This is a genomic window from Nonomuraea sp. NPDC049504, assembly GCF_040676845.1.
In the GTDB taxonomy this organism is placed as follows: Bacteria; Actinomycetota; Actinomycetes; order Streptosporangiales; family Streptosporangiaceae; genus Nonomuraea; species Nonomuraea salmonea.
Genome location: NZ_JBFAPT010000001.1, coordinates 680,917 through 701,655, shown reverse-complemented (window position 1 = coordinate 701,655; position 20,739 = coordinate 680,917). Strand labels below are relative to the sequence as shown.

The window sequence follows — 20,739 nt, the reverse complement described above, 5'->3', positions numbered from 1 at the left end:
CCTCCCCGCCGTCGCGGCGACGGTCCCTCTGGTGAGAGAGACGGCCAACCCCCATGAGCCAGCCCGACACCGGCCCCTCCCCGCCGTCGCGGCGACGGTCCCTCTGGTGAGAGAGACGGCCAACCCCCATGAGCCAGCCCGACACCGGCCCCTCCCCGCCGTCGCGGCGACATTCTTTGGGAAAGGGTGAGGGGCAGATCCCTAGAAGGGGAAGCCGACGTAGTTTTCGGCGAGGGTGGTGGCGGCGGCTTCTGAGGAGGTGACGTAGTCCAGGTATGACAGTTGCAGGCGGCGGGCGTAGGCGTCGTCCTCGTCGAAGGTGTGCAGCAGGGTCGTCATCCAGTACGAGAAGTGCTGCGCTCGCCACACTCGCTTGAGGCACGCCTGCGAGTACCCGTCGAGCAGGTCGGTCGTGCCGTCCTTGAAGTACGCCGCGAGCGCCTCCGTGAGCACCCGCACGTCGGCCACGGCCAGGTTGAGGCCCTTGGCGCCCGTGGGCGGGACGATGTGGGCGGCGTCGCCGGCCAGGTAGAGGCGTCCGTACTGCATCGGTTCGACCACGAACGACCGCATGGGCGTGATGCCGCTCTCCAGGATCTCGCCGGTGGCCAGCGAGAAGCCGGGCACGGTCTCCAGGCGGGCCTTCAGCTCGGCCCAGATGCGCTCCTCCGGCCAGTCCTCCATGCGCGCGTCCGGCGGCACCTGGAGGTAGAAGCGGCTGACGCTGGGCGAGCGCATGCTGTGCAGGGCGAAGCCGCGCTCGGTCCTGGCGTAGATCAGCTCGTCGGACGAGGGCGCGACGCGGGCGAGGATGCCGAGCCAGGCGAAGGGGTAGTCGCGCTCGAAGACGCTCAGCACGCCTTCGGGGATCGACGGCCTCGACACGCCGTGGAAGCCGTCGCAGCCGGCGATGACGTCGCAGTCGAGCCGCTCGTCCCCGAACGTCAGAAAGGGCTCCGAGTCGAGCCCGTGCACGGCCACGTCCTCGACCTCGAACCGCACGTCGCCGCCCGCCGCGAGCCGGGCCGCGATGAGGTCCTTGACGACCTCCTGCTGCCCGTACACGGTGATGGCCCTGCCGGGCACCAGCTTCTCGAAGGCGATGCGGTGGCCCGCGCCGCCGTACCTGAGCTCGATCCCGTGATGCGGCAGTCCCTCGCGCAGCATGCGCTCGCCGACGCCGGCCTCGACGAGCGTGTCCACCGTGCCCTGCTCCAGGACGCCGGCCCGCACCCGGCGCTCCACGTAGTCGCGGCTGCGCTTCTCCAGCACCACGGAGGAGATGCCGCGCAGGTGGAGCAGATGTGACAGCAGTAGTCCAGCGGGGCCTGCCCCGATGATCCCGACCTGAGTTCGCATGAGGGAAAGCATGGTGGTTCGAGCGGATGAGGCCGAGAGCGGTCTTCCGCTGAGTGGAAAGCTGGTGCAGGATCGTCCTCATGTCAGGCGGTTCCCGCGAGGCGGGGCGTTCGGTGACGTCCAAGGTGCTGGCGATCCTGGGCGCGTTCGACGCGGCGCATCCCCAGCTCACGCTGACGGAGCTGGCGCGCCGCAGCGGGCTGCCGCTGAGCACCGCGCACCGGCTGGTCGGCGAGCTGGAGGCGTGGCAGGCGCTGGGGCGCGGGCCCGACGGGCGGCTGCGGGTGGGCCCGCGGCTGTGGGAGCTGGGCCAGCTCGCCCCCAACCGGCTGCAGGAGCTGGCGCATCCGTGGCTGCAGGAGCTGTTCGCCTCGACGGGCGAGAACGTGCACCTCGCGGTCAGGGACGGGCTCGAGGTCCTATACGTGGACAAGGTGTACGGCAGGCGGGCGGTGCCCATCGTGTCGCGGATCGGGGCCAGGCTGCCGATGCATCCGACGGGCGTGGGCAAGGCGCTGCTGGCGTACGAGCCGGACTGGTTCGTCAAGTCCTACCTGGCCCGCAAGCTCGAACGCCCCACCGCCCACACCGTCACCGAGCCGGGCCGGCTGGCCAGGGAGCTGGCGGCGGTGCGCGTCCAGGGGCACGCGCTGACGTACGAGGAGATGACGCTCGGCTCGTGCTCGGCGGCGGCGCCGGTGCTGGTGGACGGGCGGGCGGTGGCGGCGCTCGGCATCGTGCTGTCCTCGCGGCGGGCCCGCGAGCTGCCCCGGCTGGTGGAGCCACTGCGCGGCGCCGCCGCCGGGATCGCCAGGGCGATGGCCTGAGCCGTTCAGAACCTCTGGATGCGGTCCTTGAACAGGGTGGTCGCGATGGACGCCCGGTGCGGCTGCCCCTTGAGGAACGCCTGCGCGAAGCTCTTGGCCTGCTCGTAGGAGATCTTGCCCGGCATGGGCGGCTCGTTCGGGTTGACGTCCACGTCCACCAGCGCGGGCCCGTCGTGCGAGAGCGCCTGGCCGACGGCGTGGGCGACGTCCTCGGCCTTGGTCACCTTGGCGCCGAACCCGCCGCACGACCTGGCCCAGGCCGAGAAGTCGGCTTCGGGGGCGGCGTAGCGCACGCCGTGCTCGGGGTAGCCGAGCACCATCTGCTCCCACAGGATCTGGCCGAGCGAGTTGTTGTTGTTGATGATCACCTTGACCGGCAGCCCGTGCTGCACGGCGGTGAGGAACTCGGCCATGAGCATCGAGAAGCCGCCGTCGCCGACGTAGGCGATGATCTGCCGGCCGGGGAAGGCGTGCTGCATGGCGATGGCGTACGGCAGGCCGTTCGCCATGGAGGCGAGCGTGCCCGACAGGTAGAACTCGCGCTCGCCCCGGATCGTCCAGTGGCGCGCCGCCCAGGTGGCGATCGTGCCGCTGTCGCAGGTCATGATGGCGTCGTCGGTGGCGAGCTCGTCCACGATGGACATGACGTACTGCGGGGCGATGGGGTCGCGGTCGGGGTTCTCCAGCGACTCCATGTCGGCGCGCCACTTCGCCATCATCTTCTGGTACTTCGCCAGGTGGCCGTCGCTCTCCCTGCGGCGCAGCAGCGGCAGCAGGGCGCGCAGCCCCTCCTTGGCGTCGCAGACCACCGGCACGTCGGTCGCGATGCGCGCGCCCGCCCTGGTCGGGTCGGCCTCGAACTGCACCACCCTGGTGTCGTGCACCTCGGGCAGGAACTTCGAGTACGGGAAGTTCGTGCCGACCATGAACAGCACGTCGGCGTCGTCCATCAGCTCCTCGCTGGGCCGGGTGCCGAGCAGCCCGAGCCCGCCCGTCGTGTACGGCGAGTCGTCGGGCACGACGGCCTTGCCGGGCAGCGTCTTGACGACGGGCGCCCCCAGCGCCTCGGCCACTTCGAGCACCTCCTGCCTGGCGTGCAGCGCGCCCTGCCCGACCAGCATGGCCGGGCGCTCGGCCCGGTTGAGCACCTCGGCCGCCCACTCCAGGTCCTCCTGCCGGGGCAGGCCGGACGGCTGCAGGTAGATGGGCGCGGTCTCGGGCGCGCGGGCGGGCGCGACCTTCCTGTACGGGTCCGCGCCCTCCTCCGCCACCTGGATGTCGTTGGGCAGCGTCAGGTGGGAGACGCCGCGCCGGGCGTAGGAGGTCCTGATGGCCAGGTCCACGAGGGACGGGAGCTGCGCCGGGTTGCTGATCATCATGTTGTACTCGGCCACGTCGGCGAACAGCTTGTCCAGGTGGACCTCCTGCTGGTAGCCGGTGCCGAGCACGGACGTCTCCTGCATGCCGGTGATGGCCAGCACGGGGACGTGGTCGAGCTTGGCGTCGTACAGGCCGTTGAGCAGGTGGATGCCGCCGGGGCCCGAGGTGGCGAGGCAGACGCCGATGCGGCCGGTGGCCTTGGCGTAGCCGGTGGCCATGAAGGCGGCGGCCTCCTCGTGGTGGACGAGGACGAAGCGCACCCGGTCGCGGTGGCGGCGTAGCCCCTCCATGATGCCGTTGATGCCGTCCCCCGGGAGCCCGAAGACGGTGTCGACGCCCCACGCGGCGAGCCGGTCGATCAAGGATTCCGCTGCTATTCGAGCCATGGGACCCGCCCTACCCCGCTCCGCCCCGGACAGGCACCCAGACCAGTGGACATTTCCCGGGACATTTCTCCATGTAGACGGGTAGGGGGCCGCTATGCGGATTCTGGTCACGGGAGCCACCGGCACGCTCGGAGGGGCGCTGGTACCCGCCCTGCTCAAGGCGGGGCACGAGGTGCGTGCGCTGAGCCGGGCCAAGCGGGAGGACCGCGGCAACGTGGACTGGATCTGGGGAGACCTGATCTCCGGCAACGGGGTCGAGGAGGCCGTACGCGACGTGGACGCCATCGCCCACCTCGCCACCAGCGGCCGCAAGGGGCGCGGCGCGGTGGACGTGCCGGGCACCAGGACGCTGCTGATCCTGGCGCGCGCCGCGGGGGTGCCGCACGTGCTGTTCACCTCGATGGCCGGGACCGACAGGGCCGCGCACGGGCACCTGCGGGACAAGCTGGAGGCCGAGCGGCTGGTCATGGAGAGCGGCCTCGGCTGGACGGTCCTCCGCCTCACCCCGTTCCACCAGTGGCTGCACCGCAGGCTGAGCGACCTGGCCTCGCTGCCCGTGCTGCCCGTGGACCGCTCGCTGCCCTGGCAGCCGGTGCACACCGGCGAGGTCGCCACGCGCGCCGCCGCGCTGCTGAGCGCGGCGCCGGCCGAGCGGGAGATCGAGTTCGGCGGGCCGCAGGTGATCACCACGGAGGAGCTGGTCAAGGTGTGGTTGCGGGCCTCGGGGCTGCGCCGGCCGTGCGTTCCCGTACGGTATCCGGGCCGTCTGTACGCCGCCCAGCGCGCCGGCCACCTGCTCACGGACGCCGCGCCCAAAGGTGAGATCAGCTGGCACGACTATCTGCTGCCGCCCGAGCCGATCTTGTCCGACGACTTCGCCACCGAGCACACCGCCTCCCCCACGAGCCCTGCGACCCAGCCGGAACTGGACCCTGACCTGCGCGTATACGGAGGCGACGACGGGTACGAACGTCCGACACGAAGCTAGTGGTTTGTCCGGTTTCGTTACACTTCGCCGACTTGTTGGTCTGGCGCGACGTACTAGACAATGTGTCCGGTGATGAGAGGCATCCCGCTGACCAGAGACTTCGCCAACGGCGACGTCTCCTTCTGGTACCGGCAGATCGGCCTGCCCGCGCGGCGGCCCGCGCTGCCCGGGTCCCGAGACTACGACGTCGCCATCGTCGGCGGCGGCTACACCGGTCTGTGGACCGCGTACTACCTCAAGCGGGCCGAACCCGGCCTGCGCATCGCGATCCTGGAGAAGGAGTTCGCCGGGTTCGGCGCGTCGGGGCGCAACGGCGGGTGGCTGTCGGCCGAGTTCGCGGGCTCGCGCAAGCGGCACGCCGAGGCGCGCGGCCGGCAGGCCATGATCGAGCTGCAGCGGGCCATGTTCGCCTCGGTCGACGAGGTCATCGACGTCGCCAGGGCCGAGGGCATCGACGCCGACGTACACAAGAGCGGGCTGATCCACGTCGCCACCAACCCGGCCCAGCGGCGGCGGCTGCGCGCCGAGGTCGCCGATCTGCGCACCTGGGGCTACGGCGAGGGTGACATGCGGCTGCTGGAACGTGCCGAACAGCGCGAACGCGTCCAGGTGGCGGGCGCGCTGGAGGCCGCGTACTCGCCGCACTGCGCCCGCATCCAGCCCGCCAAGCTGGCCGTCGGGCTGGCCGCCACCGTGGACCGGCTGGGCGTGGACATCTACGAGGACACCACCGTCACCGAGATCCTGCCCCGGCAGGGCGGTGGCAGCGGGGGCAGGGCGGCGGCCGTCACCACCCGCGGCACCGTCACCGCCGACTACGTCATCCGCGCCACCGAGGGCTTCACCGCCAGCCTGACCGGGCAGCACCGGCAGTGGCTGCCGATGAACAGCTCCATGATCGTCACCGAGCCGCTGCCGCCCGACGTGTGGAAGCACATCGGCTGGCAGGGCAGCGAGCTGCTGGAGGACGAGGCCCACGCCTACATCTACGCCCAGCGCACCGCCGACGACCGCATCGCGATCGGCGGGCGGGGGGTGCCGTACCGGTTCGGCTCGCGTACCGACCGGCGGGGGGCCACCCAGGCGCAGACCGTCGCGCTGCTGTGGCGGATGCTGGTCAAGCTCTTCCCCGCCGCCGTGGACGTGCCGGTGGCGCACGCGTGGTGCGGCGTGCTCGGCGTGCCGCGCGACTGGTGCTCGACCGTGCACCTCGACCACGCCAGCGGGCTCGGCTGGGCCGGCGGCTACGTCGGCAGCGGCGTCACCACCACCAACCTGGCCGGCCGCACCCTGCGCGACCTGGTGCTGCGCCGCGACACCCCGCTGACGAGGCTGCCGTGGGTGGGGCGGCAGGTGCGGCAGTGGGAGCCGGAGCCGCTGCGGTGGATGGGCGTGCAGCTCATCTACGCGTTGTTCAGGGCGGCCGACCGGCACGAGAACGAACGCGGCACCCGCACCTCGGCCTACGCCCACCTCGCCAACCTCATCTCCGGCCGCTGACGAGCCTCGGCCCGAGGCACTCCGCTTCATGCCGTTCCCTACCAGGGCCTTGAGCAGCCGATGGGCTCATGCCAGGGCCTTGAGCAGCCGATCGGCCCACCCCGCTCCGGGCGAGGGCCTTGGCCGCCGGCCGTCAGTCGGGCGAGCCTGAGGGGTGCCAGGGGTCGTAGTCGACCTCGAGCGGCTCCTGCGGGGGCCGCTCGTCCTCGGGGACGTGCTGCAGGTTGACCCGGATGCGGTACCACACGCTGCTGCGCCCCCGCATGCCGTCGACCAGCACGTCGGCGGGCTCGAGCCGGGCCGCGACCTCGGGATGGCGGCCCTTCCACCGCTCGAACCCGGCCATCGCCTCGTCCTTGTGCTCGGCCCTGGCGATCTCGATCAGCGGCTTGGTCTGCCGCCTGCGCCCGGTGCCCTTGGGCGCCTTGGGTGCGGGACCCAGCTCCTCGGCCAGCTCAAGCAGGCCGTCGAGGGAGCCGGGATGCAGGTCGATGTCCTCCCACGGGTCGCCGCGCTCGGCCAGCCGCGCGGGGACGGTCTCGATCGTGTACGCCTCAGGATGGCAGTCAGGCACCTCGTCCCAGGTCAGCGGCGTGGACACCCGGGCGTCCTCGACCGCGCGCACGGAGTAGGCGGAGGCCACCGTACGGTCGTAGGCGTTCTGGTTGAAGTCGACGAACACCCCGTGGCGCTCCTCCTTCCACCACCGGCTGGTCGCCAGGTCGGGGGCGCGCCGCTCGACCTCTCTGGCCACCGTCTCGGCCGCCTTGCGCACCTTCGAGAACGGCCACCGCCGCTCTATCCGGGCATAGACGTGGAAGCCGCGCGAGCCCGACGTCTTGGGCCAGGCGACCAGGCCGTGGTCGGCCAGCACCTCCCGCGCCACCTGCGCCGTGGCCAGCACGTCCCCCCACGGGACGCCCGGCACGGGGTCGAGGTCGATGCGCAGCTCGTCGGGCCGTGACAGGTCGTCGGAGCGTACGGGATGGGGGTTGAGATCGACGCAGCCCAGGTTGATCACCCACAGGAGCTGCGCGAGGTCGGTGCAGACGACCTCCTCGGCGCTCAGCCCCGAGCGGTATTTTAGCTCCGCCACCTCGATCCAGTCGGGCCGCTTGGCCGGGGCCCGCTTCTGGAAGAACGCCTCCTCCTCGATGCCGCGCACGAACCGCTTGAGCACCATCGGCCGCCCGTGGACGCCCCGCAACGCCGCCTCACCGACGGTCCGGTAGTAGCGGACCAGGTCGAGCTTGGTGTGCCCGGACCGCGGAAAGACCACCTTGTCGGGGCTGGTGATGCGGACCTCACGCCCGGCGACCTCGATGTCAGCCATACGATCACGATACGCGCCACCACCGACAACCCCCGGAAGGCGGAACCCGGTCTCAGGAGGGGAAGGCGCCGTGGCGGCCAAGCGTGCGGACTCCTCGGAGAACGCCCCGAGCGTACGCCCCCACCCTGCCCCGAGTAGCAACGAAATTCACGGCCGTTACCCAATAATCCAGAAATGTCACCCAGACTTCTGTTGGACTGATAAAAAAACTCCAGCGAGTGAAGATGAATGGCCATCACTTTGCCGGCTCTTGGTGCAAAGATGGTGCCATGCCGTCAGCCAACCATGACGCTCTCGTCAAAATGATGACCGAACGCCCAGCCCTCGCAGTGGAACTGCTGGGCACCCTCAAGGGCGCCAAGCTTCCAGAGACTCCCCTCATTCGAGTGGAGAATCCTTCCTTCAGCACCCGCCGCTCCGACGACATATCGGCCGATCTGGTCCTCATGATGGGCGCACCGGATCACGCCTTTCACGCCATCATCGTCGAGGCCCAGTTCGATCGCTCCAAAGAGCCGAAACAGCTGGCCCGCTATGCCGCTGCGCTGTGGCTGATGCAACAGTGCGACGTGACCGTTCTCGTAATCTGCCCAAATCGGAAAGACGCGGCACACTACGCCGCGCCGATAGAATCCGGACTTACGGGCTATCGCCTCCAGGCACAGGTTCTGGGACCCGACGACATTCCACCCATTATCGACTCAAAACTGGCAGCCGATCATCTAGAGCTCGCGACCCTGTCCGTCATGATGCACGGCCGAAATCGGAAGGTCGTCGAGACGTTCGCCGAAGCGATCCGCGACAGTCCGTTCGAGCACCGTCCGAAGTACTATGAGTACGCATACAACATGTCCACGCCTGAGACCCGGCGACTCTTGAAGGAGATCAGCATGTCGTCCACTTACTGGCCGGTTTTCAGCCCCTTCGCAAAGGAACACTACGGGCGCGGAAAGGCGGAGGGCGAGGCCATAGGCAAGGCAGAAGGCAAGGCAGAGGGCAAGGCAGAGGGACTGGCGAAGGCCATCCTGACGACGCTGGCCTTCCGGCAACTCGACGTCCCCGACGACGTTCGCGAGCGCATCTCCTCCTGCACCGACCCGATGCAGCTCGAGACCTGGCTCAACCGCTCCTACACCACCCCCGCCGCCGACGCGCTGTTCGACGAGGACGGTGAGAAGACGTTCTGACCCGTAGGGGGCTCAGAGGGTGACGGCGCCTGCCAGCAACGTGTCGAAAGGGTCGGTGGCGGGGCGGTCGAGGCCGCGGAGGGGGCCGGGGTCGGTGAGGTGCGTCTCCGCGTAGAGGCGGGCGACCAGGGCCTTGCGGTCGTCGTCCAGGCCCCAGCCGGCCTGGTCCTCCAGGAGGGCGGCGGCGTAGACGTCGGCCATGAACTGAGCCAGGGGGTACAACCTCGCCTCGGCGGTGGCGCGGTCGAGGGACGACCAGGCTTCGACGGCCTTGGCGAGGTCCTCGATGCGGGTGCGGACGAGGTCGGAGGTGGCGAGCGTTCGCAGGTGGGCGAGGAAGGGCAGGTGGGCCTGCTCCTTCTCCATGGCCCTGCGCACGTCGAGGCAGAGGATGTTGTCGCCGCCCTCCCAGATCGGGTTGACCTGGGCGTCGCGCAGCAGCCGGGCGACGGGCCACTGCTCGATGTAGCCGTTGCCGCCGTGCACCTCGATCGCGTCGCTGGCGGCGGTGACGCCGAGCCGGGAGGCGCGCAGCTTGATGAGGGCGGGCCCGAGCCGCAGCCGGGGCCCGGTGTGGCCGTCGAAGACCATCGCCTGCGCGGCCTCGATCTCGACGATGAGCTCGCCGAGCTTGCGGCGCATCAGAGGCTGCTCGATGAGCGGCCGGCCGAACGCCTCGCGGGCGGCGGCGTAGCAGATCGACTCGACGAGCGCCCGCCTGGCCACGCCGACGCCCATCATGGCGACGCCGAGGCGGGAGGCGTTCGTGAGCTTCATCATCGTGCCGAGCCCCGATCCGGAGCCGGAGCCTGGGCCGGCGAGCAGGAAGGCTTCCGCGCCGGTGAACTCGACCTCGGCCGACGCCACCGACCGGGTGCCGAGCTTGTCCTTGAGCCGCCGGATCCGTACGCCGTTGCGGCTGCCGTCCCGCCGCTCCCACAGCACCAGGAACGGCGCCACCGCCCCCTCGGGCAGGCGGGCGAGCACGACGAAGGCGGAGCCGTTGGCATTCGAGGCGAACCACTTCAGCCCGGTCAGCAGCCACGCGTCCCCGGCGGGCGTGGCGGCGGTCTCCAGCGCGGCGAGGTCGGAGCCGCCGGTCCGCTCGGTGAACATCTGAGCGGCCTCGCCGGAGTAGAAGCCGTTGGCGAAGATCTCCCTGACGCGGTCGCGTACGTCCGCCGGCGCGTGCTTCTCGGCGAGCGAGACCACCATGTCCCCGCCGGTGCCGAGCGCGCAGCCCATCCCGATGTCGGCCTGATCGAGCAGGTACGTCCACGCGGCCCCCAGCGCGGCCGGGTCGGCCCCATGGGCCCTGGCCTGCTCGGCGAAGGCGGGCGAGGTGAAGTTGTCGGCCATGAGCGCGTCGCGGGCGGCGTGGAAGGACGGCGGCATGACGACCTGGCTGACGTCCCTGCCCCACTTGTCGTACTTCTCCAGCCGCGGCGGGTTGCGATCGGTCTCCTCGGCGGAGCGCGCGACGAGCCCGCCCATCAGCGCGCCCAGCCGGTCGAGGTGCGGCTCGGCCCAGGCGTAGCCGTCACCCAGCCGGCGGCGCATGAGCAGTTGCAGCGTGGGATCGCAGCGCCACCAGTTGCGGCCTTCCGCGCCCTGGTAGCGCTCGGTGGCGTAACGGTCGCTGTGGTCGAACGGCTCGACGAGGTACCGGCCCATACCCGCGAGTGTTACATATACTCGACACGCGATGGAAGAGCGTAATGGAACGTTGAGCGCCCGGTCGGCGGTGCTGAGCGCGCTGCTCGGCAGCCACCCGCCCCGCCTGCCGGCCCGCCACCTGGTGCGCATCGGGGCGCTGTTCGGCATCGCGGAGGGCACCGTCAGGGTGGCCCTGTCGCGCATGGTCGCGGCGGGCGATCTGGTGCAGGAGGGCGGCGCGTACGCGCTGTCGCAGCGCCTGGTCGAGCGCCAGGCCAGGCAGGACGAGAGCCGTGACCCGCACGTCAGGCCGTGGGACGGCACGTGGGAGGTGGTCGTGGTCACCGCCGAGCGCCGCGCACCCGCCGACCGGGCCGCGTTCCGTCACACGATGACCGCGCTGCGCCTGGCGGAGCTGCGCGAGGGCACCTGGCTGCGGCCGGCGAACCTGGTGCGCGACTGGCCCGAGATCGTCACCGCGCAGTGCACGCTCATCGACGGCCGCCCGCACGACGACCCCACTCCCCTGCTGTGGGACCTCGACGGCTGGACGGCGGAGGCGGCGCGGCTGGAGCGTGCGCTCGACCGTGCGCTCGCCAGCGGCGACCTGGCCGATGGCTTCCTGGTCTCGGCCGCGGTGCTGCGCCATCTGCTGGCCGATCCGCTGCTGCCGGACGAGCTGCTGCCGGCCGGCTGGCCGGGCGCCGGGCTGCGGGCCCGCTACGACGACTTCGACCGGCGCTACCGGGAGATCCTGCAGGAGCACCTGCGGCTATAGGGGCACGCCGAAGACCGTGCGCTTGCCCCGGAACTCGGTGACGCTCCACAGCTTGCCGCCCTGCACGGTGAGGTCCTCGGGCCCGATGGGGAACGGCCTGGTCGTCGCCGTGTCGCCGTCGAAGACCCGCAGCCTGCCGTTGGTGGTGGAGTTGACGGCCTGGCTGAGGTACCACTTCCCGTCGTACGACACCGCGCCCTGGATCTTGGCGTACCCGGTGACGTAGGCGTCCTCGGGAGTCCCGCCCTGCAGGTCGAGCGGCCACCGCGCGACCCACCCGTCCGTGCCGGGGTCGCGGTATTCGCCGGTGACGAGCCTGGGGGTGTCGCCGCTGCGGTCGATCGCGACGTACGAGAAGCGCGGCCCCGCCGTGGCGACCCGCCAGAAGTCGGTCTGGGGGATGACGTAGCGGTAGCCGAAGGCGTGCAGCTTGCCGCCGTGCCGCCCGACGCGGTTGCCGTCGCCGAGGTCCTTCTGCGCCGTGCGCAGGTCGAGCACCTTGTTGAGGTCGAAGACGCGCAGGCCGCGCGTGGTGTCGGCGACATAGAGCAGGTCGCCGAAGCAGGCGACGCCGCCCGCGTGGATGTTGATCGGCCCATACGACCCGTCGGGCTTGGCCAGCACCAGCAGCGCGTGCTGATATTTGAGCGTCTGGGGGCTGAGGAACGACACCCTGATGCCCCGCTCGCCGGCCGTCGGCCGGAAGTACCAGCTGACCATGAAGGCCGGGACGCCGATGTTCCCCGAGTCGTCGCTGCCGGTCAGGCCCTGGGGGTACCAGTCGGCGGTGTCCTGGTCCTTGTCGTCGAAGGCGTACCAGATGTCCGGCCTGGGCTTCATCGAGCCCATCGCGGCCGCCGCGCCCTTGTTCCGCCCTGTCCTGTTGGCGTTGGCGAGCACCGCCTCCACGGCGGTGCTGCCGATTTCTCCGGCGAGTTTGTCCGCTCCTTCCGCCAGATCGCCCGTGGCCCGATTCAGCGCAAAAGGCGCTGTATCGGTGGATACCATCCCCGATGCCGCCATAACTTCCTCACCTTTTCCGTCTCTTGACCAGTTTGACGGATGGGCGGGAAATATGGTTTGCCGTCACTTCCACAAATGCACGGGCGTCCCCGACAGAGCCAGCTCGCGATACCGCCGCACCATGCGCCGCCGGTCGCCGCCGAAGCGCGCGAGCGCCTCCCGCTGCCACACCGACCCGGTACGCCGCAGCCGGGTGCGCTGCGCGATCACGTCAAGGGACCGGTCCGCGTCGGACGGCGTCACCCCCGCCTTCAGCAGCCCCTCCCGTGCCTCGGGCAGCAGCGACAGCACCAGCTCAGCGGCCTGGTGCTCGCTCTCCCTGCCGGGCCAGGACAGCTTGGCGTCCAGCCCGTCCATGGCCGCGCGGTAGAAGTTCTGGTACGCCTGCGCGAAGCGGTAGCCGGTCAGGTCCCGCTCGGCCTGCGACAACGTCAGCCCCAGCAGGAACGCCGTGTTGGCGGCCATGTCGGCGCAGGAGGGCCCGGCGGGCAGGGCGCGCATCTCGATGCGCAGGTGACCGCCGTCCGCGGGGTCGTAGACGGGGCGGTTCCACTGCCAGATCGTGCCCTGGTGCAGCCGCAGTTCGGGCACCTCGTGCGGGTCCGCGTCCTCGGTGAGGTCGGGCACGATGGGGTCGTAGTCGCGTACGTACCGCTCGAACAGCTCGTGCGCGCCCTCGCGCACCCAGTCGGAGCCGAACGTCACCCGCCCGTCCCTGCGCTCGGGCCGCTGCACGTCACGGTCGTCCGCGGCCTCCTCCATGAGCGCGATCCGCGTCTCCTCCCACAGCTCGCGGCCCAGGAAGAACGGCGAGTTGCCGCACGCCGCGAGCACCGGCCCGATCGCGAGCTGCGCCGCGTTGAACAGCCGGGCGAAGCGCTCCGGCGGGGTGCGGATGTGCACCTGCCAGGAGGTGTTGGCGCTCTCCAGGATCACGTCCTCGACGGAGAGTTCCAGGTCGTCGATCTTGACCAGGAACGGTTCGAGCCGCAGCCGCCGCAGCCCTCTGCTCATGGCGCGGTAGCGGTTCTGGTCGCTCATCGCGCCCAGCGTGAAGTCCTCGGTGTCGAGCGTCGGCAGGATGCCGATGGGCAGCGCGCCGCCGCCGGTCACCGCGCCGTCGACCTTGGTGATCGTCTCCTGCACCTCCGCGCCCATGGCCTCGAACGGCCGGCCCGCCAGCGGCGTCGGGGTCAGGTTGACCTCTATGTTGTAGCGGCCCAGCTCCAGCACCACGCGGGGGTCGTCGAGAGCGTCGCGCACCTGGCTGTTGCGCGGCAGCGGCCGTCCTTCCTCGTCGATCAGGAAGAGCTCCAGCTCGGCCCCGATCGTGATCGGGCCCTCGCCGAAGCCGGGGGTGGCGAGCAGCTCGCGCAGGACGCCGAGCTGCTGCTCGCAACGCTCGCCGAAGCGGGTGAACTCCGCCTCGGTAAATCGTTCCTTGTCGAGATCCTTTCCCATCGCCGTCTTCTGTCCAGGAAGCCGCCGTTAACACGTTTTCCGGTGAACGTCCAGGTCAAGGGCAGGATCTGCGACCCTGTACGGATCCGTCCTCTGTCCCCCTGGGCCTTGCGCGACCTGCGGCGACGCGCTCTAAGCTCATGAGATGCGCGCGGTTGCCTTTGACATCTTCGGTGGTGAGCTCGACGTACGTGAGCTGCCCGACCCTTCCCCCGCCCCACACGGAGCGGTGATCAGAGTCGAGGCGACGGGCCTGTGCCGGTCCGACTGGCACGGCTGGCAGGGGCACGACCCCGACATCAAGGTCCTGCCCCACGTGCCGGGCCACGAGCTGGCGGGCGTGGTCGAGGCGGTCGGCTCCGACGTGCGCGGCTGGCGGCCTGGGGCGCGGGTCACGGTGCCGTTCATCTGCGCCTGCGGCTCCTGCGCCGCCTGCGCGACCGGCGACCAGCAGGTCTGCGAGCGGCAGACACAGCCGGGCTTCACCCATTGGGGCTCCTTCGCCGAGTACGTCGCCATCGACCACGCCGACGTCAACCTGGTCGCCGTACCCGAGGACATGGCCTACGCCACCGCGGCCGGGCTGGGCTGCAGGTTCGCCACCGCGTTCCGCGCGGTGGCCCAGGTCGGCGAGGTACGTCCCGGCGAGTGGGTGGCCGTGCACGGCTGCGGCGGCGTCGGCCTGTCGGCCATCATGATCGCTACGGCGGCCGGCGCCAGGGTCGTCGCGGTCGACATCAGCACCGACGCGCTGCACCTGGCCGAGCTGGCCGGCGCCACCCACTTCGTCAACGGCTCGGACGGCGACGCCGCCGCCCAGGTCAGGGAGCTGACCAGGGGCGGGGCGCACGTCTCGCTCGACGCGCTGGGCAGCCCCCAGACGTGCGCGGCCTCCGTCGAGAGCCTGCGCCGCCGCGGCCGCCACGTCCAGGTCGGGCTGCTGCCCGGCGGGCCGACACCGATCCCCATGGGCCGGGTGATCGCCCACGAGCTGCGGCTGCTCGGCAGCCACGGCATGGCCGCCCACGCCTACCCGCCGATGCTGGAGATGATCAGGGCCGGCGTCCTGCACCCCGACCAGCTCGTCACCCGCACGATCGGGCTCGCCGACGCCGGCAAGGCGCTGGCCTCCATGGGCTCGGTGCCGGGCGTCACGATGATCACTCCTCGATCTGCACCCTGAAGGTCCTGAGCACCAGCGCCAGCATGCGGTAGTGGGCGACCAGCATGACCAGCTCGATCCTGGCCGGCTCGTCATAGCGGTCGCACAGCGCCGCCCAGGTCGCGTCGGTCAGATCGCCCGCGTAGTGCAGGTCGTCGGCCACCTGCAGCACGAGCAGGTCCTCGACCGGCCAGAGCGCGTCGGGGCGGCGCACGGAGTCGATCTCCTGGTCGGTGAGCCCCGCCTGGCGGGCCAGGCGGACGTGCTGAGCCCACTCGTAGGCGCTGTGGCAGTGGTGGGCGGTGCGCAGGATGGCCAGCTCGCGGTCGCGGGCGGGAAGCGCGCCGTCCAGCAGCGCGCCGCCGAAGCGTAACCAGGCGCGGTAGAGGCCGGGGTGGCGGGCGAGGGTGGCGAACACGTTGTACGGGTTCGCCTTCGTGAAGTCGTCCCACTCGTCGGGTGGCAGCGGCCGCACTCGAGGTCTCATGCCGATAGACATGCCCTCACTCAGCCCGACATAGGGTGAGATTCATGGACTATGTGCGACTTGGTAACACAGGCCTGAAGGTCTCCCAGGTGTGCCTCGGCATGATGAGCTACGGCGATCCCGCCAAACTGGCCTGGACGTTGCCGCTCGACCAGGCCGAACCGCTCATCCGCAGGGCGGTCGACGGCGGCGTGAACTTCTTCGACACCGCCGACGTCTACAGCGCCGGCGAGAGCGAGGTCGTGACCGGCAAGGCGCTGCGCGCGATCTCCCCCCGGCGGGAGGACTACGTGCTGGCGACCAAGGTGTACTCGCAGGTGGGCGACGGCCCCAACGACCGCGGCCTGTCACGCAAGCACATCCTCGACGGCATCGACGCCTCGCTGCGCCGCCTCGGCACCGACTACGTGGACCTCTACCAGATCCACCGCTGGGACCCCGAGACGCCCATCGAGGAGACCATGGAGGCGCTGAACGACGTCGTCAGGGCGGGCAAGGCCCGCTACATCGGCGCCTCCAGCATGTGGGCCTGGCAGTTCGCGAAGGCCCAGCACGTGGCCTCCGTCAACGGCTGGGCGCGGTTCGTCTCCATGCAGAACCACTACAACCTCCTCTACCGCGAGGAGGAGCGCGAGATGCTGCCGCTCTGCGCCGACCAGGGCGTGGGCGTCATCCCGTGGAGCCCGCTGGCGCGCGGCGTGCTGGCCAGGGCCGGCTCGTCCACCGAGACCGCCAGAGCCGGCTCCGATCAGCGCATCGCGTCCCTGTACGACCCCGAGAACGACAAGCTCGTCATCGACAGGGTCGCGCAGCTCGCCGCCGACCGCGGCGTGCCCGCCGCGCAGCTCGCGCTGGCCTGGGTGCTGCGGCGCTCGGAGATCACCGCGCCCATCGTCGGCGCCACGAAGGAACAGCACATCGACGACGCGCTGGCCGCCGTCTCGGTGACGCTGTCGGACGACGAGGCGGCCTTCCTGGAGCAGCCGTACCGGCCGCGCGAGGTCCGCTTCTAGCCACCTGCCCCGGGGCCTCGCTCGCGGGCGCGCGAGATTGTCGGAGCGAGGTCCTAAGGTATGGGCATGCGGGCAAACGAGGAGGCTGCGGCGGCGCTGCAGGAATACGCGGAGCTGTTCGCGCTCACCGGCGGCGACGCCTTCAGGGTGCGCAGTTACCAGAAGGCGGCCAAGGCCATCGCGGGCTTCCCCGAGGACATCTCGATCGTCGACGTGCGCTCGGTCCCCGGGGTCGGCGAGGCGATCGCGAAGAAGATGGAGGAGTTCCTGCAGCGCGGGAGCTTCCGCCAGCTCGACGACCTGCGCGGGCGTGTCCCCGACGGCGTGCGGCGGCTGACCAAGGTGCCCTCGCTTGGCCCCAAGACCGCGATCATGCTGTACGAGGACTTCGGCATCGACTCCACGGTGGCCCTGAGCGAGGCCATCACCTCGGGCCGCCTCGACGGCGTCAAGGGCCTCGGCCCCAAGACGCTGGCCAACCTGCTCAAGGGCGTCGAGCAGCTCGAGCAGTCGGGCCGCCGGGTGCACATCGGCATCGCGATGGCCCTGGCCGAGCAGGTCATGGGGTCGCTCAAGGCCGAGCGCATCACCTACGCCGGGTCGCTGCGGCGCATGAAGGACACCATCGGCGACATCGACATCCTCGCCGTCGCGCCCGAGTCCATCATGGACGACTTCCGCGCCCAGCCCTACGTCGCCGAGGTCATCGCCGCCGGCGACAAGAAGACCTCCATCCGCACCACCGCCGGCATCCAGGTCGACCTGCGCGTGGTGCCGGCCGGGTCGTGGGGTGCGGCGCTGCAATACTTCACCGGCTCCAAGGAGCACAACGTCGCCATCCGCGAGATGGCGGTGAAGAAGGGCTGGAAGCTGTCCGAATACGGGCTGTTCGAGGGCGACCGCGTGATCGCCGCCGAGTCCGAGGAGGACATCTACCACGCCCTCGGCATGCACTACGTGCCGCCACCGCTGCGCGAGGACGGCGGCGAGGTCAAGGCGGCGCTGGCGGGCGAGCTGCCGGTGCTGGTCGAGCTGGGCGACCTCAAGGGCGACCTGCACACCCACACCGACCTCACCGACGGCATCGCGAGCCTGGAGGACATGGTGGCCGCCGGTCACGCCCGCGGCTACTCCTACTACGCCGTCACCGACCACGCGCCCGACCTCGCGATGCAGCGCATGACCCTGGACAAGGCACTGGAGCAGCGGGGGCGGGTGGCCGAGCTGCAGGCCCGCTATCCGGACATGCGGCTGCTCCACGGCACCGAGCTCAACATCGCGCCCGACGGCTCGGTCGACTGGCCCGGGGAGATCCTGCGGGAGTTCGACGTGTGCGTGGCCTCGGTGCACTCCCACTTCACGATGTCGCGCGACGAGATGACCCGGCGGTTCATCGCGGCCTGCGAAAACCCTTATGTCGACATCATCGGCCATCCCACCACGCGCAAGATCGGCAAGCGGCCCGCCGTCGACGCCGACTGGGACGCCGTCTTCCGCGCCGCCGCGCGCACCGGCACCGCCATGGAGATCGACTCCTACCCCGACCGCTCCGACCTGCCGTCCGACCTGGTGCGGCTGGCCCGGCACCACGGGGTGAAGTTCTCCATCGACAGCGACTCCCATGCCATCCCGCACCTGGCCCATCAGCGGTTCGGAGTCGGCATCGCGCAGCGGGCCTGGCTGACCACGGACGACGTCATCAACACCTGGCCCCTCGATCGCCTGCTCACCTTCCTGGGCCGGTGACACACGACCGGCTCCCGTCCGTACGAGAGGCCCGGCACGAAGTACGACAAACGGGCGGTGCTGCCGCCGTCCAAGGAGCCCGTCCGCGCCGCCTGCGCCTGCGCCGCGCTGGGCGAGGGTCCGAGCACTGGGGTGCTGCGCCTGCGCCGCAGTAGGGCGCGGGCCCGAGCACTGGTGCGGCTCAAAGGAGGGTGAGCACAGGGCCTGTGGGTGCGGCGCGTCCGCCTCCAGCCCTGGCGCGGCTGACCCTTTCGCTATCGGGTTCGCTACCGAGGTCGCTACCGGGGTCGCTACCGGGGTCGCTCGGCCGGGAGGCCGGTGAGGCGGGCGAGCGCGGTGAAGCCGTCCGGGTTGCCGGGCCAATGACTTCTCACCGCGTCGAGGCCGGCCCGGCGCACCACCGAACGCAGGACGGCCGCGACAATGATGGCGTCGTCGGCGTACCCGAGGACGGGGATGAAGTCCGGGATCAGGTCGATCGGCACCGCCAGGTACGCCACCAGCAGCCAGAGCCGCACCCGTACGCCGCGGGGCAGATCCCGATCGGCGGCCAGGCGGCGTACAAGCCGCAACATGTCGGGCAGCAGCCGCAACGACTCCCGCAGCAGCCCGCCGCGCGGCCGGAAGACGGCGAGCGCCACCACAAGCGCCGCCCACGAAACCACCACAGCGACCACCACCCCTAGGAGCAGCTCCCACCACGCCTCGCTCACGCCCGCTCAGCACCTTCCGCTCACCAACCCGGCTTCCTAACGGTGGAGCCGCCACGCATCGACGGCAACTCAGGCGAGGGTGCCGCACCTTCCCATCGGCGTCACGGCCACCCATCACGCTGACGAGAGTCCCTTCCACTCCCCCGGTGACACGGCCGCCCTTCACGGTGCAACCGTTACGCATCGGCGGCACATCAGACGAGGGTCCCTCACGCTCCCGCCGTCACGCATCGGCGGCACATCACGCGAGAGTCCCTCACCCTCCCCCGACAACACGGCCACCCCTTACGCTGCAGTCGTTACGCATCGGCGGCACATGACACGAGTCCCTCACCCTCCCCCCAACGCCACGGCCACCCCTTACGGTGCAGTTGTTACGCATCGGCGGCGCATCAGACGAAGGTCCCTGTCAGTGAGGGTTGGTGGGAGATGTGGGGGCGGGTAGGTGTTCGGGTGTGGAACGTTCCGGTCCAGGTGGGGCAGATTTCGGCAAGGAAGGGCGCGCGGAGTCAGCCGCAGGAGATTAAATGGTTTCCAGGTAGGAAATAGTCACAACGAGGTGATGCTGCATGAGGCAAGCCACGGCGCCGATCATCAAGCCGCTGCCCGACCACCTGTTCCGGGTGCACGGCAACAGCGCCGAGATGCGGTGGGAGGCCATGGCCGGGCTGGGCTACCACACGCCGAACGACCGGTTCTTCGTCCGCAACCACACCTCCACCCCCCTCATCGACGTCACCACCTGGCGGCTACAGGTGCACGGCCCGGGAGTGCGGCGGCCACGGGAGTTCACCTATGACGAGCTGCGGGCCATGCCGTCCCGTACGTACGACGTGGCGCTGGAGTGCGCCGGCAACGGGCGGCGCTTCTACCGGACGCAGCAGCACGACGGCGCCCCCGGCACCCAGTGGGGCCTCGGCGGGATCGGGGTGGCGCGCTGGCGCGGGGTGCCGCTGAAGCAGCTGCTCGAGGAGGTCGGCGTGCTGCCCGAGGCGGTGGACGTGCTGGCGATCGGGCTCGACGCGCCGTTCGAGGAGCACGGCCACGTACGCCGGCCGCTGCCCATCGACAAGGCCATGGACGACGTGCTCGTGGCCTACGAAATGAACGGCGTGCCGCTTCCTCCCGACCATGGATTTCCGGTGCGGCTGGTGGTGCCGGGATGGGTGGGAATCGCGTCCATCAAATGGCTCAGGGAGCTGGAAGTTTCCACCGTTCCGCTCTTCACTCCGTGGAACACCGTTTTTTACCCGGACGTCACCACGCAGCCGGTGAAGAGTGCTTTCGAGCTCGCGTGGAATGCGCGGGTGCCGCTGTCGGGGACGCGGACCCTGCGCGGGCGGTCATGGTCGGGGCAGGGCAGGATCGTGCGCGTCGAGGTGAGCATGGACGGCGGCCTCACCTGGCGCGTGGCCGAGCACCATGGCCACCACCTGGCGAAAGCCTGGCTGCCGTGGCACGTGGAGTGGACGCCCCGGCACACCGGCACCCGCCTGCTGATGGCCCGCGCCACCGACGAGACCGGCGCCACGCAGCCGCTGACTCGGCCCCGTCACCCCTTCGGCTATCACTTCGACGCTGTCGTGCGCCATCCCGTGCACGTCGTCCTCGACTAGGGAAAAGGCAACGATCCCCGGCCTCGTCCTTGATTACGGGAAAGGCCGGGTCCGGCGCGGCCGAATTCATCTGGAGGACTCGGCGGGAAACCTTCCAGAAATTCCGTCATGTGATGCTGCCCGC

At 70.5% G+C, this 20,739-nt stretch carries 17 protein-coding genes; 9 read left to right on the top strand and 8 right to left on the bottom strand.

What is annotated here, in order from left to right:
• Positions 1-201: 201 nt before the first annotated feature.
• Complete coding sequence (locus tag AB0K28_RS03125) at positions 202-1,359, bottom strand: 4-hydroxybenzoate 3-monooxygenase (RefSeq protein WP_364364414.1); 1,158 nt, start codon at positions 1,357-1,359, stop codon at positions 202-204.
• Positions 1,360-1,439: 80 nt separating this feature from the next.
• Here AB0K28_RS03125 and AB0K28_RS03120 point away from each other — a divergent pair, with 80 nt between their 5' ends.
• Positions 1,440-2,186 (top strand): IclR family transcriptional regulator, encoded by a 747-nt coding sequence (locus AB0K28_RS03120; RefSeq protein WP_364364411.1) that lies wholly within the window; start codon positions 1,440-1,442, stop codon positions 2,184-2,186.
• A gap of 5 nt (positions 2,187-2,191) precedes the next feature.
• Here the strand turns inward: AB0K28_RS03120 and AB0K28_RS03115 are convergent, their stop codons facing one another.
• Positions 2,192-3,952 (bottom strand): thiamine pyrophosphate-dependent enzyme, encoded by a 1,761-nt coding sequence (locus AB0K28_RS03115; protein WP_364364408.1) that lies wholly within the window; start codon positions 3,950-3,952, stop codon positions 2,192-2,194.
• Positions 3,953-4,046: 94 nt separating this feature from the next.
• Here AB0K28_RS03115 and AB0K28_RS03110 point away from each other — a divergent pair, with 94 nt between their 5' ends.
• Together AB0K28_RS03110 and AB0K28_RS03105 are read left to right on the top strand one after the other, a co-directional pair.
• Complete coding sequence (locus AB0K28_RS03110) at positions 4,047-4,940, top strand: NAD(P)H-binding protein (RefSeq protein ID WP_364364405.1); 894 nt, start codon at positions 4,047-4,049, stop codon at positions 4,938-4,940.
• Between the two features lie 72 nt (positions 4,941-5,012).
• Entirely contained in the window at positions 5,013-6,440 is a 1,428-nt protein-coding gene (locus tag AB0K28_RS03105) for an FAD-dependent oxidoreductase (protein WP_364364527.1), read from the top strand.
• A 133-nt stretch (positions 6,441-6,573) separates the two neighbouring features.
• On the opposite strand, the gene ligD is transcribed toward AB0K28_RS03105, so the two are convergent.
• Positions 6,574-7,773: a non-homologous end-joining DNA ligase gene (gene ligD / locus AB0K28_RS03100; protein ID WP_364364402.1), complete on the bottom strand. Its 1,200-nt coding sequence runs from the start codon at positions 7,771-7,773 to the stop codon at positions 6,574-6,576.
• Between the two features lie 224 nt (positions 7,774-7,997).
• On the opposite strand from ligD, the gene AB0K28_RS03095 reads away from it, so the two are divergent.
• Positions 7,998-8,960: a hypothetical protein gene (locus AB0K28_RS03095; RefSeq protein ID WP_364364524.1), complete on the top strand. Its 963-nt coding sequence runs from the start codon at positions 7,998-8,000 to the stop codon at positions 8,958-8,960.
• Between the two features lie 12 nt (positions 8,961-8,972).
• On the opposite strand, the gene AB0K28_RS03090 is transcribed toward AB0K28_RS03095, so the two are convergent.
• Positions 8,973-10,634, bottom strand: a complete 1,662-nt coding sequence (locus AB0K28_RS03090) for an acyl-CoA dehydrogenase family protein (protein WP_364364399.1) — start codon at positions 10,632-10,634, stop codon at positions 8,973-8,975.
• 31 nt (positions 10,635-10,665) lie between these two features.
• On the opposite strand from AB0K28_RS03090, the gene AB0K28_RS03085 reads away from it, so the two are divergent.
• Positions 10,666-11,394: a PaaX family transcriptional regulator C-terminal domain-containing protein gene (locus AB0K28_RS03085; RefSeq protein ID WP_364364396.1), complete on the top strand. Its 729-nt coding sequence runs from the start codon at positions 10,666-10,668 to the stop codon at positions 11,392-11,394.
• Here the strand turns inward: AB0K28_RS03085 and AB0K28_RS03080 are convergent.
• Positions 11,389-12,303 carry a hypothetical protein gene (locus AB0K28_RS03080; protein WP_364364393.1) on the bottom strand — a complete coding sequence of 305 codons (915 nt, stop codon included), beginning with the start codon at positions 12,301-12,303 and terminating at the stop codon, positions 11,389-11,391. The genes AB0K28_RS03085 and AB0K28_RS03080 overlap by 6 nt on opposite strands.
• Positions 12,304-12,480: 177 nt before the next feature.
• Complete coding sequence (locus tag AB0K28_RS03075; RefSeq protein WP_364364390.1) at positions 12,481-13,878, bottom strand: glutamate--cysteine ligase; 1,398 nt, start codon at positions 13,876-13,878, stop codon at positions 12,481-12,483.
• 145 nt (positions 13,879-14,023) lie between these two features.
• Between AB0K28_RS03075 and AB0K28_RS03070 the strand changes: the two genes are divergently transcribed.
• On the top strand, positions 14,024-15,061 hold the full coding sequence (locus AB0K28_RS03070; RefSeq protein ID WP_345386755.1) for a zinc-dependent alcohol dehydrogenase family protein: 1,038 nt from the start codon (positions 14,024-14,026) through the stop codon (positions 15,059-15,061).
• Here AB0K28_RS03070 and AB0K28_RS03065 read toward each other — a convergent pair.
• The gene (locus AB0K28_RS03065) at positions 15,039-15,527 is read right to left on the bottom strand and encodes a carboxymuconolactone decarboxylase family protein (protein ID WP_345386757.1); all 489 of its coding nucleotides are present in this window, start codon (positions 15,525-15,527) and stop codon (positions 15,039-15,041) included. The genes AB0K28_RS03070 and AB0K28_RS03065 overlap by 23 nt on opposite strands.
• Positions 15,528-15,571: 44 nt before the next feature.
• On the opposite strand from AB0K28_RS03065, the gene AB0K28_RS03060 reads away from it, so the two are divergent.
• Both AB0K28_RS03060 and polX read left to right on the top strand, forming a co-directional pair.
• The gene (locus AB0K28_RS03060) at positions 15,572-16,540 is read left to right on the top strand and encodes an aldo/keto reductase (protein ID WP_364364387.1); all 969 of its coding nucleotides are present in this window, start codon (positions 15,572-15,574) and stop codon (positions 16,538-16,540) included.
• A 66-nt stretch (positions 16,541-16,606) separates the two neighbouring features.
• A complete protein-coding gene (gene polX / locus AB0K28_RS03055) occupies positions 16,607-18,286 on the top strand; it encodes a DNA polymerase/3'-5' exonuclease PolX (protein ID WP_364364384.1) in 1,680 nt (559 codons plus the stop codon).
• A 290-nt stretch (positions 18,287-18,576) separates the two neighbouring features.
• On the opposite strand, the gene AB0K28_RS03050 is transcribed toward polX, so the two are convergent.
• Complete coding sequence (locus tag AB0K28_RS03050; protein WP_364364381.1) at positions 18,577-18,999, bottom strand: YkvA family protein; 423 nt, start codon at positions 18,997-18,999, stop codon at positions 18,577-18,579.
• A gap of 569 nt (positions 19,000-19,568) precedes the next feature.
• On the opposite strand from AB0K28_RS03050, the gene AB0K28_RS03045 reads away from it, so the two are divergent.
• Positions 19,569-20,615: a sulfite oxidase gene (locus AB0K28_RS03045; RefSeq protein WP_364364379.1), complete on the top strand. Its 1,047-nt coding sequence runs from the start codon at positions 19,569-19,571 to the stop codon at positions 20,613-20,615.
• The last annotated feature ends 124 nt before the right edge of the window (positions 20,616-20,739 follow it).